Raw genomic sequence first — 13,499 nt, forward strand, 5'->3', positions numbered from 1 at the left:
ACATGGAGATTTTTTCATTACTTCTTATTTAAATAAACTACCGACAGCGGTAATAGATGTTGCCAAATCTTTTCGATATTGCGGATGCTGGTCGTCCAGACTATTTATAGTAACCTCGTTCCCATCAAGCGATGAGTGTACATAAAGGTTATCTCCTATATATAAAGCAATATGTCCTGGGAAGTATAATAAGTCTCCCTTTTGTATGTGCTTTAGAGAGATTTCCTTGATAGGAAAACCTTCAACGATTTTGGCATCGCGATAAATATATACCCCGTTTAGCAGATATGCCATAGAACATAGACCTGAGCAGTCAATTCCTAGTGGTGATTTTCCTCCCCAACGATAGGGTGTTGCTAAATAGCTAAGCGCTGTTTGGACAACATTTTCTCGTAATTGTTGTTCGGATAAGCTGTTTACGGGTATTTTTTCTTCTAGCCATTTGCTACGTACATAACCGATCTCACCTGACACTAATTGCACGGCTGCCCATTCTGGATCTAGCTCTTCAACAGCCGAAGAACAGATGAATGAGCCTTTAACAAGCGTCATCATTTTCGTGCTTTGAATTAGAGGCTGCTGCAAAACATCGGCGAAGCTTTGGGTAATGAAATGGTTTGCTTCTTGTAGCCAAGTATCCAGTTTTGCTTCATCCACTAGTAAATTATCCTTCTGGCAATAACCTTCATAGCGATAAGCGGTTTGTATACGAACCCAGCTCTCATCTATGTCTTCCATGATTTGAACCGTCATTCCGTATAGTACCTCATCCACTAATTCTGAAGATGCATCTGGCTTTGCATGTAAATTTGCAAGCATTGACGTCACAATGGCATTCATTTTATCATCCCCTTCCGCTTCACCAAATCATCATAAACAACTTTGGAAATCCGACCGATTAACTGTCTTGCCTGATCATTATTCGTAACCTCGGTAATGAATATACCAATAAGATAATCACCAGAGCTGCTGTAGACAATGCCCACATCATGATCTATCGTATCAAGACCACCTGTTTTATGAGCAAGTTTCACATCATCTACTAAATAACGCTTTAATGATTCGTGTACACGTTGACGGCTTAAAATATCTAGCGTAAGCTCACTAAATGCTGGTGATAACAGATCTCTGCGATAAATTCGCGAAAATAGATGTGCCATATCACGTGCAGATGTCGTATTATCAAAGCCTTTTGCAAGCCTTTCAAAATCCATCATCTTGCGTTGGATTGTTGTATGCAGAAGCCCAATTTCACGAAAATATTGATTGAGTACATCCATCCCTAGAAAATCGATCAGGACATTTGTTGCGGTATTATCACTCGTAATAATCATCCACACTAAAAGCTCATAGATGGTGCTTTGCTCTAGGCGCTGTTCACTAATAACACTAAAGTCAACCCATTCTTCTGGTGCTATCTTCATTTCTTGCTCTAAGGATTTATTGTGGCTTTCTAAATAATTCAGCACAGCAAGCAGTATAGGTACCTTTATTAAGCTAGCACTTTGGAACACCTCTTCTAGCCTTTCGTTCATGAAAAATTGTTCTGTCTTCGGTTCTTTCACAAACATATGCACTTTATAAGGCGTTTCTTGTAGCATTTGTTTGATTGTCCGCTCCATATTTCACCTACTCTACAACTTTAATCGTCTGATTTACCGTGTCCATTGTTATTGTTCGCCCTAAAGGCAATGACATCGTTGGTAAACAGTGACCGCAAGTGATATCCATGATAATAGGTTTTTTTAGTGGACCTACTATTTCTTGAAAAACTGTTCGTAGGGATAGACTATGTTCAGGACGCTTAGGATTTTCAGGACCACAATTTGTCCAAGCCCCTAATAATAAACCGGCTACATCATCTAGCTTACCTGCCAATTTTAACTGGGTAAGCATCCGGTCTACTCGCTGCTCATTCTCGTCTATATCCTCCAAAAATAATATTTTTCCTTTTGTATCAATTTCATATGGTGTCCCAAGAGATGCTGTAACGAGTGTTAAATTCCCTCCAATCAGCTGTCCTGTTGCGTTGCCAGCTGCAAGTGTTGTCATATTACGGCCAGGTGCATTTTCAAGATAGTAATCACTTCGGTCTGTGGCTGTCACGCTTTGGAGAAAAGAATTCCATGTATATTCATCCATCTTTTCCTGAATAAACTCTGTAGAGGGCATAGGTGTATGATACGTGACAAAGCCACATTGTTGGTTAAAGGCGATATGTAGTGCCGTCACATCGCTATAGCCAGCAAATACTTTGGGATTCGCCTTGATCATCTCGAAATCCAGCAGGGGTAAAATTTTCGTTGCCCCGTACCCTCCACGTATACAGAAGATGCCGTCAATATTTGAATCCCTAAACATCTCATTCACTTCAGAGGCACGTAGTTCATCAGAGCCCGCTAAGTAGCCATGCCTTGCTCGACAGGTCTCCCCTGCAACAACTTTAAAACCTAGCTTCTCGATACTTTCTATTGCAGGAAGAAATTTTTCAGGCGGCGTGGCACCCGAAGCACTTATAAGACCAATTGTGTCCCCTTTTTTCAATGCCTTTGGACGAATCATTTGCTTACCTCCATTTTTAGTGAAGTTCGGTATCTTTCCAATTCCTCTTCATTGGCTAATACAAAATGACCTTCCTCCATTTCGATCAATGACGGTGGCTGAATGTCATAACGGTGCTGTGACGGATCATAGAATTCTACGACTTTATCACGCTCCTTATAAGGATTCGGCTCTGGTACTGCCGATAATAATGCCCTTGTATACGGATGAATCGGATTAGAAAATAGCTTTTCAGTCTCAGCTAATTCAACAATTTTGCCTTTATAAATAACAGCAGTTCGGTCCGTAATAAAACGCACTACAGATAAGTCATGTGCAATGAATAAATAGGTTAAATCATTTTGCTGTTGGAGATTTGCTAGTAAGTTTAATACTTGTGCACGAATGGAAACGTCTAATGCTGAAATCGGTTCATCCGCAATAATAAACTCTGGTTCCATCACTAATGCTCGTGCAATGCCAATACGCTGTCGCTGTCCTCCTGAAAATTCATGCGGAAAGCGACTAGAAAACTCCGGTAATAATCCTACATTTACTAGGGCATTACGTACCTTCTGTTGGCGATCAGCCTCATTTTTGAAATTTTTAGTATTCATAAGCCCCTCAGAAATAATATAGTCAACCTTGGCGCGTTCATTTAGAGATGCCATAGGATCTTGAAAAATCATTTGGATTTTCTGTGTAATTTCTCGATCCCACTCTTTTGAGATTTTGCCATTTACTTTCTTACCGTGATACAGTATTTGGCCTTCAGTCACTTCATTGATACGCATAATAGCTCTGCCAATCGTTGTTTTTCCTGAGCCTGATTCACCAACTAAGCCAAATGTTTCACCTTTGAAAATATCGAAGCTGACATCATCAATAGCTATAAATTTATTTTTGCCTTTACCAAAAACAACCTTTAAATTTTTCACCTCGAGTAACACTTCTTTATGGCTCATACGCGTATCGTTTCCCTTCTTCGAAAAATGCTTGTAGCGCTTCAGGAGGCTCTACTTTAGGAGCGAGTGGATCTAATAGCCATGTCCGAGCATAATGTGTGTCACTCACCTGAAAAAATGGCGGACGTTCTACAAAATCAATCTTTAATGCATATTGATTGCGAGGTGCAAAAGCATCCCCTTTGATTTCCTGAAAAAGATTTGGTGGAGTACCTTTGATCGAATAAAGCTGCTCCCCTTTTGAGCCAAGTTGCGGTAATGAAGAAATGAGTGCCCATGTATAGGGATGCTTGCCATTAAAGAAAATTTCATGCGTCTTTCCCACCTCGATGACATCACCTGCATACATGACGGCAATACGGTCAGCAACCTTCGCTACAACGCCTAAATCATGCGTTATATAAACAGTTGTTAGTCCATATTTTTGCTGGAGATTTTTTAAAAGCTGCAAAATTTGCGCTTGGATGGTTACGTCTAATGCAGTTGTTGGCTCATCACAAATTAAAATCTTAGGCTTACAAGCTAGTGCAATAGCTATCACAATTCGTTGACGCATGCCGCCTGAAAATTCGTGAGGATATTGTTTATAGCGCTTTTCCACATCGTGAATACCAACATCTTTTAACAATTTCAATGTTTCTTCGTATGCGGCTTTGCCCTTTACATTCTGATGTAAAACAACACATTCCTCAATTTGCTTGCCAATTGTTTTAAGTGGATTTAAGGATGTCATTGGATCCTGTGTAACCATTGCCACTTCTTTTCCACGAATGCTTAGCCACTCCTGCTCGGTTTTAAACTGTGCTAAATCCCGGTCGTTGTAGATGATTTTCCCCTGATCAATGTAGCCATTTTTATCGAGTAAGCCCATGATTGATTTCATCAGCACAGACTTTCCTGAACCCGATTCGCCAACGATTGCAAGGCTTTCGCCTTTGTATAAATCAAGGGAAATATGACGAATGGCCGTTAGCACTCTGCCACGAAGTGTGAATTTAATGACTAGGTTTTGGATCGTTAAAATAGGTGATTTCGTTTGTATCACTTCCAACATCCCCCTTATACGTGATTTTTCGGATCTGCTGCATCTGCAAATGAATTTCCTATAATATAAAATGCAATCGTAATGACACTTAATACAATACTTGGGAAAATGAGCTGATATCGTAAATCGGGAGACATCATGAGTACCCGCCCTTCATTGATTAAATTTCCTAAAGACGGTTCACTAATCGGTAGTCCTAACCCGATATATGTTAAAAAAACTTCGGCACCTATAGCAAATGGTATAGCCAGACTGATTCGTAACATAATGACTGAAATTAGATAGGGTAATAGATTTTTTAAAATAATGCGGTAATCAGGTGTTCCTAAACATTTTGAGGCTAAGTTATATTCACGATCACGTAAAATAACAATTTGATTGCGGATAAACCTTGCCATTTCTACCCAACCGGTAATACACATGGCAATAATAATGGTTAAAATACTCGGTCGCAAAATATAGGACATTAAAATGAGTACAATGGTTGTCGGTATATTATCAACAACGTTATAAAGCTGTGTGATAGGCACCTCTAATTTGCGTGAAAAGCCCCAAAGTGTACCGATTGTAATACCAACGATTGCTTCTACTAAAGCAACGACACAGCCAATAAATAACGAGGTCCTTGTCCCTGCCCAAATACGTGACCATAAATCTTGTCCAATAGAGTTCGTCCCAAACCAAAATTCAGCGTTCGGTGCAATATTACGTGCTTGGAGACCTGTCTGCTCATCGATATATATTTCAGTAGGCGATTTTTGTGCTGGTAAATACGGCTGTAAAATGGTAAAGGTTACGATAATAAGCACGCCCACCAATAAAAAAACAGCGATGCGATTTTTCAAAAAGGATTTCCATGTTGAACGCCAATAGGAGTAATTCGAATAGGCAGTTTCTTCAGCTTGACGTTCATCTACTTCCGCAAATTCGAACAATGCTTCACGTGATTTGTTTGAAATATTGTTAATTTCTTCTGAATACATCCCCATTAACGTACACTCTCCCCTTTCCCTAATTTAATCCTTGGATCAACAAGGGCCATTGCTATATCGCCTAAAATTAGTCCGATAATTCCAAGCGAAGAGAACACAAGCACTAAGCCTTGTACAATCGTATTATCCTGTCGCTGTATAGCATCTACGAGTAAGCCCCCCATCCCAGGAATGGAATATAAGGATTCAATGTAGATGGAACCTGTAATGGTAAAAAGAATAGTTGCAGGTAAATATTGTGCCATCGGAATAAAAGCGTTTCGTAGTACATGTTTAAACATTAATGTCCGCTCTTTCACTCCTTTTGCTCGTGCAAGTTTAATATAATCTTTGTTTAGTTCATCTACCATATAACGGCGCATCCACATGGCATAGGAGGCAGTCGGTGCTAACGCCATTGAAAACAGTGGTAATATCCAAGTAACGGGATTATACTCATCAAAAAGCATTGGTAAATGAAAAATTTCTGTAATATACATTTGAATGACTAAATAGTAAACGGCAGCTGGCACTGCAACAACAACGACGATATAGCCCGTCCCTAAGCGGTCCAACCAGCGTCCCTTCATCTGAGCCATTAGTATGCCAAGCGGGACCCCAATAAGAAGAGACAGCGCAACCGCACCTAACCCAAATAGCACCGAATACATCATCTTATCTGCAATAATCGTGACGACTGGTACATCTGTCCGATATGTAACGGATTTACCTAAATCACCTTGAAACAGATCAGTATAAAAATTTCCCAATTGCACAAGCAAAGGATCACGTAAACCTAAATTCGTTAAATATACCTCTTGTTGTGCAGGTGACATTTTATCCGCCGCTGACCCTAAATAACCTTCTTCTGGCATTAAACGTAATAAAGAAAAAACAATCGTGATTATAATAAAAAGTGTGAAAATTGATTGTAATAATCGTTTGCCTATATACCACAGCATCCTATCATCCCTCCGTTTCTCAGAAAGACTAAAGGAGATGCCGACTATTTATTCGGTATCTCCTTCATAAATACTCCCCACTTTTAACATTTATCTTGCAATTTATTTTGCTGCTTTAGCTAATGCATCCGCACGTTCCTGCTCCCACTTCGCTAAAGCTTCTTTAAACTCTTCATTACTCATTGGTTTTTCTAAAATACGTTGCCCTTTAAATTTCTCGGCAGTCACACCAAATGGAGAGTATTGAGCCTCAAATGGATTTAATTTAGAAGCAACATAGCCGCTCCCCCCTACTGAATAAGGAATGACAAATGCCTCTTCAATTAAGAAGGCTTCTGCTTTGGCAAACAGCTCGTAACGTTTAGCTGGATCGATCGTTGCCTTTGCTTCGTCCACTAAGTTTTGATATTTTGATTTTCCATTTGCTTCTGCATAACCTTCAGCTAGCTCTGGTTTATTATAAGTACCATCGACAGTGAATGGATCCGTATACGTTGATGGATCGGCATAGTCTGGACCCCAGTTTGCTTCAAGTAATGCAAATTTACCAGGTTTACGAACTTCTGATAAAAAGCCTGTTGATGGTCCAGCCTCTATAATAATGTCTACATAATCAGTACCTAATAATTTTTCAATCTGCTGTTCAACTACTTGTGAACGATTTGCCCAATCTGGACTGCCAGAATTATAAGGCATTAGCACTTTTACTGGGAAAGTTGCTTTTCCTGCTAAAGCTGTCTTCGCTTTTTCCTTGTATTGTAATGCCATATCCTTGTTAAAGGTGTCATTATTTGAAATATCAGCGAATGGCGTTAATTGTGTATAGTCAACACCCTCTACATTCACAAAGTTTTTAGGCGTGATTGTGTTGCTCAGCAAATCTTTTGGATTATAAGGTTCTAAAGTTAGCATTGCAGATTCACGGTCGAGCGCATGGAATAGTGATTTTCGGAAATCTTTATTGTTGACCGCGACTTTCCAATTTTCAGGCTCGTATTCTGCATCAAATTGCGGGTTAAAGTTTAGTGCATAGAAATACGTATAGAAGTTATTTTGTGTTTGACGAATTTGAGATTTTTTCTTTTCGTCTTTAAACCACTCATCAATGATCGATGTTGGAATACTCGCTGAATCGATTTCTCCTCGTAAAAATAGTTCTGGTGCCACTGTAGCCGCTTCCTTATTGTATTTATAGCGAATACGATCAATCAGTACATTGTCTTTATCCCAATACTTATCATTTTTCACAAGTACGCGCTCATTTTGCGGTTCAAATTTATCTAAAATAAAGGATCCATTATAAAGGAAATTTTCACGAGTTGTACCAAAGCTATCTCCTTTTTCTTCTATAAACTGACCATTAACCGGGAAGAAACAGACATAGTTCAACATAGAAAGGAAATAAGGTGTAGGCGTTTCTAAAGTATATTCTACCGTATGTTTATCAATCGCCTTTATGCCGACCTTCGTAAAGTCTGTCATCTCACCATTAAAGAAGGCATTCCCATTTTTTACAACTGTAGCAATCCAAGCTGTCGATGATTCATTCTTGGCATCCAGCACATAATGTAAGCCATCTACAAAATCTTGAGCGACAACATCTGCGTACTCTTTACCATCATGGGTAACCCATTTTGCATCTTCACGAAGCTTGAATGTCCAAACTGTAGCATCGTCATTTGATGACCATTCTTTGGCTAAGCCTGGTTGTACGACACCATACTGATCATATTCAATCAATCCATCGACTAAGTTCGCAGCCACAGCAAACTCATTCGTTTCAGAGGTCTTTAAGTAATTTAACGTTTTTATTTCCCCCGAATAAACAACGCGATACTCTGATTTTTTTTCCTTTGAAGAATCATCACTACATGCTGCACAAAGCATTACAACAAGACACACGAAAAGCAACCAATACTTTTTCATAATAAACAACCCCCCCTAGTAATCTTTTTATCCGGCATTAACGGGCAGTAATTTATCTGTACCGAAAGCGAAGCATCAGGTACAAGAAACTCCTTTATATATATGGGCGATTAACTGCCCGTAAATGCCCGATTGATGAAGACTAACCATCTATGGGGATAAGGAAAACCCCCTAGATTGTAGTTTCACTTTATTATGAAAATCCTATTCCAACTGCATCCGTCATCCTAATTCGATCATTTTCAAATATTGGACCACCTGCAATAGGATCTTTCAAACATAAACTGGGTCCGTCTAAATCTACCATCGTGATATTTTTCTGTGATGCGGCAAAATGTGCAGCGGCACTGACACTAATTTTTGACTCTAGCATACAGCCAATCATGCATGGTATGTCGTTTGCCTCAGCAATGTGACAAATTTTCTGCGCTTGATAAATGCCCCCTGTTTTCATGAGCTTAATATTAATCAAGTCTGCAGCTCGCTTTTCAATAATGGTATAGGCGTCTTTTGCGGAGAACACACTTTCATCTGCCAAAATATTTGTCAAAGTATGGGCCGTCACGAATTGCATTCCCGCAAGATCATGACAATGAACAGGCTGCTCAACCAATTCGACATTCGCACCTGCATCTTCAAGTGCACGAATAATTTGTACAGCTTGCTTCGGTGTCCAGCCCTGATTCGCATCAACTCGCAATGTGATGGCGTGTCCAACTGCATCACGAATGGCAACAACTCGCGCCACATCACCTACTGGATCTTTCCCAACCTTGATTTTTAAAATGTGAAACCCCCGCTGCACCGCGGCTATACTATCCTTCACCATTTCTTCAGTATCATTGACACTAATCGTAATATCCGTTACTAATTCTTTGCGATAGCCCCCTAATAATTTATACAGAGGTGTTTGATAGTGTTTCGCAAATAAATCATAAATCGCCATATCTACAGCGGCTTTAGCACTGGTGTTTTGATAAATACTGTTGTCGATTCGCGCCATAATTTCTGTCATGTCCTCAACATCCATCCCGATAATGGCTGGCTTTATATACGCTTCTATAGCATGTGAAATAGACCCCAATGTTTCACCAGTAATAGCTGCAGTTGGCGCCGCTTCGCCGATACCTATATGCCCATCATCCGTGTGGACATAGACGCCAATATTGTGAATGCTATGCACGGTTCTTAGTGCTGTTTTAAACGGTGTTATTAGTGGTGCCTCTACCTTCCCGACGACAATCTGTTTTATTTTCATCCATTCACCTACCGTTTGTTTACTTATGTTAAGAACTGTAAAAGTCGAAGCACCTCATAAAAATCATCCGTTACAAATTCCACAGTATTATGTGGTTTAAACGTAGCGTTCGGATAGAATGAATTTCGATATGCTCGCGTATGATCCCGATAAATGATTTCCACTACAAAGCGCTCAGGCAATGTCACTTGTAAATCTCCACGTGACACCTTCATCGATTCCTCAACAAGTCGTTTCGTTTCCATAATTGTCAGCTGTGGACTCACGCTAATCGTCGCATTTCCTATCCCTTCTTTTGTAGCAAATGTCATAATACTGTCATTGATGGAGCGAATTTCTTCTGTTAACCCCACATCCCCACTAACAAACGACACTGGTACACCATGTAAAGCAGCCGCGTACGTATTAATTAAAAATTCACTCGCATACTCACCATTAATTTTCACATCAGCAAAAACACAAAGCGTATGTGCTAATGGATTCCTTGCACTTCCACCTTTACTGTGATAGCCAATAAAAACGGCGCGATCAAAGCTCTTATCAAGTCCCGCAACCATACACATCGGATCATACGTCCAACCCCGAATGACCTTGCAGTTTACTGGCAAATTAGAAATATCAAGATTACGTGCCGAATCATGAGCATCCTTTAATAAAATTTCAGTTGCTCCGCCAAGAATAGCCCCCTCTATAGCTGCTTCTACTTCCTTTGTCATTTGCTTTTGGAAAAATTGATAATCTGGCGCATTTAGCTCCGTTTCACTCCAAGCTGTTGTCCCTGTAATTCCTTCAATATCTGCACTAATATAGACCTTCATAGAAATCGAAACTCCTTTACTTTATTGTCTTGGATAATTGCCTCCACAGCTCCATAACTAGCTTCTTGTGCACCTACACGTCTTGCCCATGAAGCATTATTGAAATCAAAATGCCACCATTCCTCTGAATAATTTGTAAAACCAACCATTGTCAAACAGTTATACAGTAGACGTCGATGTACACAAGCTTCCCAATCTTCCTCTGGATGTTGTTCAAAATAGCGTGTCGCAGACTTTTCACTGATTTCATCAAATGCTGTACCTAAATTTAAAGCATTGCCATCTAAATCTCCTAGCGTCACATCAATCGCTCCACCTGTTAAATGTGGGGCAAAATGAGCATGATCAATGCTAGGAAGCGCAACATACTTCCGTGTTTCTCTAACAATCTCTTGTTCAGTAAAATGTGGAGAAAGTTTTGCAATTTGCTTTGAAAAACTCGTAAACAAATATTGCTGCACTTGGAACGGACGATAGCCATCATATAAGATCAGGCTATAATTTTTAGACAATAATAACAGCGCTTGTGTTAATCGTTCATACACACTCTGACGTAAATAAATCGCTTGTAAACTGTTTGGTATTTTTTGATGATAGTAAATTGGTTCAATAAAAATCCTAGAATGTTCTTCTCCAATTTGAATTAATGGCTCGCCATTTTCACAAATTGCTGGCGTTGATTCCCTCATTGAAGTTATATTTTCCTCAATAGGTCGAAAAACGGCGTCATATATAGTACCCACCTCCAATTTCAGGTTTCGATAAAATTTTTAGATAATTCAGTTTTCATTGAATGTATCACACCTTAAATTTATTGACTAGATAAAAAAAGAAATATTACAAAATAACGGCTATTCTCTTCTTTTTTTACAAAGTAAGTCATTAAAGTCGAAAAGCCTTGTTTTTTCACTTATTTAGGAATTTTATTCATGGATCGAATAGAAGATTACTGAAATAGCACAAAAAATGACGAATGACGCTTGGCTCATCCTCATGTAGTTCTAAAATTCTATATTAAAAACTAAAACCTCCATTTTGAATAAACATTAATCAAAATGGAGGTGAGCTCTTTGTATTAGATTATTTTAAAACACGGTTTGTTACTACAAGACGAAAATGGGGACTTGTTGCTATTTGAAGACGAAGACGGCTATCCACTTTCACTACCTGTTTGAAAAAGCCGGAGCTTTGCTGAAATAATGGCTGCCAATTTTAGACGAGTCATTCAAAGCGTTCAATATGCCGCTTTCGGTTTTTCTAGACCTTATAAAAGTAATCCCTTATATTTAATTGATCAATAATCAAAATTGAATTTTTTATTGAAGGAACAGAGTAGGTTTGAAGATGATAATCTATAATATGAGGTGATAAGAGATGAGCATTGTAGATTTTAAAAAAAGGATTTCTGACTTAAGCAAGTTTATTTATTTTGATAAAAACGATTATCTACGAGAAAAGACCTCGAATCCTTTGAAGTTAAAACAAGTTATCGCTGAAGCTGAAAATTTATTGAAAATTAATAATGAAGAAGATAAATATTTTCTTTATGGAACAATAGGTAATTTGTATAGAATTTGCGGGGAGCCTCAAAAAGGAATTTATTATTTAAACCATTGCCTGAGTTACGCATTAGAAAAAGGAAACATACGAAATGAAATCGTTACATTAATACGACTTGGAGAAGCGTTAAAATATGATATGAAACATAATGAAGCGTTAGAGTGTTTTGATGAAGCTCTCAATAAATGTAAAGCCAATAAGATAGACGCGTACTCAGATTTTGCTTTACAACATAAGGGAAAATCTCTGATGGAATTGGGAAAGTTTATTGAAGCTGAAAAATGCTTTATACAAGCATTCAAGCTAAGAGAATTTAAAGGTGATCCTACTTTAATTGATTCTACTAAACAAGCATTGGATTTGGTGAAAAGATTAAAAAACCACTAATTCTTTATTGCACTAATGGAGCTTAAATTGAATAAAAATTACACAACTTTAAAGAGTCTCACTACAATAAATTTTAGCAAGGCTCTTATATTTTTATATCATAATTAAATAGGATCATCACCGAAAGTTGTGGATGATTGTTAAGACGTATGCATTGTGTATAAGTTGATTGGAGTGTAGACTAGGGGACTCTTGGGAATTAGCGTCGAAGGGTATTGAAAAAGTCGATTTGCCACAGAAAATGTGATGCAAATCGGCTTTTTTGAGTTTCTACATCCAACAAAAGCTAGATGTATACAATTTAACAAATGTCCTGCACACTTTCGATGATGAGCTTAAGTTAATTGAATCAAATTTAATCGGTTATATAATCTAATACCTTCTAAATATTGTAATTTCTTGGTATAAAATCTTAATTTACTTTTTATAGTATGATAGTTACAAAGATTTACTCGATTGCGAAAAATAGAAGTTGAGGAGAATGCTTAATGAAAGTTAGATTATCAGATTACACTGGAGATTGGAAATTGATGTTTGAAGAAGAAGTAAAAATATTAAAAGCTATTTTTGGTGATGAAATAACATCTTTTGAGCATTTTGGTAGCACTTCCATTCCAGGTATGAAAGCAAAGCCTGTAATAGATATGATGTGTATAGTAAATGAAATCGAAAAAATAGATTCATACAACGAACAAATGAAATTAATGCAGTATGATATAGCTGGTGAGTGGGGAATTGAGGGGAGAAGGTTATTCCGTAAAGGTGGAGAAAACAGGACACACCATATTCATTTTTATCAATCTGATAACCCGCAAATTAAGCGTCACATAGTTTTTCGAGATTATCTTCTTGCAAATCCAGAAGAAGCTAGTAGATATAGTCAATTTAAAGAAGCTTTAGCGAATAAATATGAGTCAACTCGTGATTATAGCCCTGCTAAAAAAGCATTTGTTTCAGCAATGGAGAAAAAAGCACTTGCTTGGCATAAAAAAGTAAAAAACATGCATAAATAAATTGAACGAATTAATTGTTTGTTTTCATACAGTTTAAAGCAAAGCCGTTTTGT

13 protein-coding genes are annotated in these 13,499 nt (G+C 38.2%); 2 read left to right on the forward strand and 11 right to left on the reverse strand.

Going from position 1 to position 13,499, the window contains the following annotated elements; genetic code table 11:
* Window positions 1–24 precede the first annotated feature (24 nt).
* The 11 genes from ACB089_RS15640 to ACB089_RS15690 form a co-directional block, all read right to left on the reverse strand.
* Entirely contained in the window at window positions 25–840 is an 816-nt protein-coding gene (locus tag ACB089_RS15640; protein WP_374967227.1) for a C40 family peptidase, read from the reverse strand.
* On the reverse strand, window positions 837–1,622 hold the full coding sequence (locus ACB089_RS15645) for a serine hydrolase (RefSeq protein ID WP_374967228.1): 786 nt from the start codon (window positions 1,620–1,622) through the stop codon (window positions 837–839). Before ACB089_RS15645 ends, ACB089_RS15640 begins: the two co-directional genes overlap by 4 nt.
* A 7-nt stretch (window positions 1,623–1,629) precedes the next feature.
* A complete protein-coding gene (locus ACB089_RS15650; RefSeq protein WP_374967229.1) occupies window positions 1,630–2,562 on the reverse strand; it encodes an LD-carboxypeptidase in 933 nt (310 codons plus the stop codon).
* A complete protein-coding gene (locus ACB089_RS15655) occupies window positions 2,559–3,506 on the reverse strand; it encodes an ATP-binding cassette domain-containing protein (protein WP_374967230.1) in 948 nt (315 codons plus the stop codon). The genes ACB089_RS15650 and ACB089_RS15655 overlap by 4 nt, the downstream gene beginning before the upstream one ends.
* The gene (locus tag ACB089_RS15660; RefSeq protein ID WP_374967231.1) at window positions 3,496–4,551 is read right to left on the reverse strand and encodes an ABC transporter ATP-binding protein; all 1,056 of its coding nucleotides are present in this window, start codon (window positions 4,549–4,551) and stop codon (window positions 3,496–3,498) included. The genes ACB089_RS15655 and ACB089_RS15660 overlap by 11 nt, the downstream gene beginning before the upstream one ends.
* 14 nt (window positions 4,552–4,565) lie before the next feature.
* Window positions 4,566–5,540 carry an ABC transporter permease gene (locus ACB089_RS15665; RefSeq protein ID WP_374967232.1) on the reverse strand — a complete coding sequence of 325 codons (975 nt, stop codon included), beginning with the start codon at window positions 5,538–5,540 and terminating at the stop codon, window positions 4,566–4,568.
* On the reverse strand, window positions 5,540–6,484 hold the full coding sequence (locus tag ACB089_RS15670) for an ABC transporter permease (RefSeq protein ID WP_374967233.1): 945 nt from the start codon (window positions 6,482–6,484) through the stop codon (window positions 5,540–5,542). The genes ACB089_RS15665 and ACB089_RS15670 overlap by 1 nt, the downstream gene beginning before the upstream one ends.
* Window positions 6,485–6,586: 102 nt before the next feature.
* Complete coding sequence (locus ACB089_RS15675) at window positions 6,587–8,410, reverse strand: peptide ABC transporter substrate-binding protein (RefSeq protein WP_374967234.1); 1,824 nt, start codon at window positions 8,408–8,410, stop codon at window positions 6,587–6,589.
* A gap of 193 nt (window positions 8,411–8,603) precedes the next feature.
* Window positions 8,604–9,668, reverse strand: a complete 1,065-nt coding sequence (locus ACB089_RS15680) for a dipeptide epimerase (protein WP_374967235.1) — start codon at window positions 9,666–9,668, stop codon at window positions 8,604–8,606.
* A gap of 23 nt (window positions 9,669–9,691) precedes the next feature.
* Window positions 9,692–10,486, reverse strand: coding sequence for a M55 family metallopeptidase (locus ACB089_RS15685; protein WP_374967236.1), 795 nt, complete (start codon window positions 10,484–10,486; stop codon window positions 9,692–9,694).
* Window positions 10,483–11,175: a M15 family metallopeptidase gene (locus ACB089_RS15690; RefSeq protein ID WP_374967237.1), complete on the reverse strand. Its 693-nt coding sequence runs from the start codon at window positions 11,173–11,175 to the stop codon at window positions 10,483–10,485. The genes ACB089_RS15685 and ACB089_RS15690 overlap by 4 nt, the downstream gene beginning before the upstream one ends.
* Window positions 11,176–11,860: 685 nt before the next feature.
* On the opposite strand from ACB089_RS15690, the gene ACB089_RS15695 reads away from it, so the two are divergent.
* Window positions 11,861–12,433 (forward strand): hypothetical protein, encoded by a 573-nt coding sequence (locus ACB089_RS15695; protein ID WP_374967238.1) that lies wholly within the window; start codon window positions 11,861–11,863, stop codon window positions 12,431–12,433.
* A gap of 488 nt (window positions 12,434–12,921) precedes the next feature.
* The gene (locus ACB089_RS15700) at window positions 12,922–13,446 is read left to right on the forward strand and encodes a GrpB family protein (RefSeq protein ID WP_374967239.1); all 525 of its coding nucleotides are present in this window, start codon (window positions 12,922–12,924) and stop codon (window positions 13,444–13,446) included.
* Window positions 13,447–13,499: the final 53 nt, after the last annotated feature.

The sequence above is a fragment of the Lysinibacillus sp. RS10 genome (genome assembly GCF_041956855.1).
GTDB lineage: Bacteria > Bacillota > Bacilli > Bacillales_A > Planococcaceae > Lysinibacillus > Lysinibacillus xylanilyticus_A.

Excerpts from the sequence above, each read along its gene's own strand:
- ACB089_RS15655 (WP_374967230.1), bottom strand. The coding sequence starts at position 3,506 with ATGAGCCATAAAGAAGTGTTACTCGAGGTGAAAAATTTAAAGGTTGTT.
- ACB089_RS15700 (WP_374967239.1), top strand. The coding sequence starts at position 12,922 with ATGAAAGTTAGATTATCAGATTACACTGGAGATTGGAAATTGATGTTT.
- ACB089_RS15650 (WP_374967229.1), bottom strand. The coding sequence starts at position 2,562 with ATGATTCGTCCAAAGGCATTGAAAAAAGGGGACACAATTGGTCTTATA.
- ACB089_RS15640 (WP_374967227.1), bottom strand. The coding sequence starts at position 840 with ATGAATGCCATTGTGACGTCAATGCTTGCAAATTTACATGCAAAGCCA.
- ACB089_RS15675 (WP_374967234.1), bottom strand. The coding sequence starts at position 8,410 with ATGAAAAAGTATTGGTTGCTTTTCGTGTGTCTTGTTGTAATGCTTTGT.
- ACB089_RS15645 (WP_374967228.1), bottom strand. The coding sequence starts at position 1,622 with ATGGAGCGGACAATCAAACAAATGCTACAAGAAACGCCTTATAAAGTG.
- ACB089_RS15665 (WP_374967232.1), bottom strand. The coding sequence starts at position 5,540 with ATGGGGATGTATTCAGAAGAAATTAACAATATTTCAAACAAATCACGT.
- ACB089_RS15695 (WP_374967238.1), top strand. The coding sequence starts at position 11,861 with ATGAGCATTGTAGATTTTAAAAAAAGGATTTCTGACTTAAGCAAGTTT.
- ACB089_RS15685 (WP_374967236.1), bottom strand. The coding sequence starts at position 10,486 with ATGAAGGTCTATATTAGTGCAGATATTGAAGGAATTACAGGGACAACA.
- ACB089_RS15670 (WP_374967233.1), bottom strand. The coding sequence starts at position 6,484 with ATGCTGTGGTATATAGGCAAACGATTATTACAATCAATTTTCACACTT.
- ACB089_RS15680 (WP_374967235.1), bottom strand. The coding sequence starts at position 9,668 with ATGAAAATAAAACAGATTGTCGTCGGGAAGGTAGAGGCACCACTAATA.
- ACB089_RS15690 (WP_374967237.1), bottom strand. The coding sequence starts at position 11,175 with ATGAGGGAATCAACGCCAGCAATTTGTGAAAATGGCGAGCCATTAATT.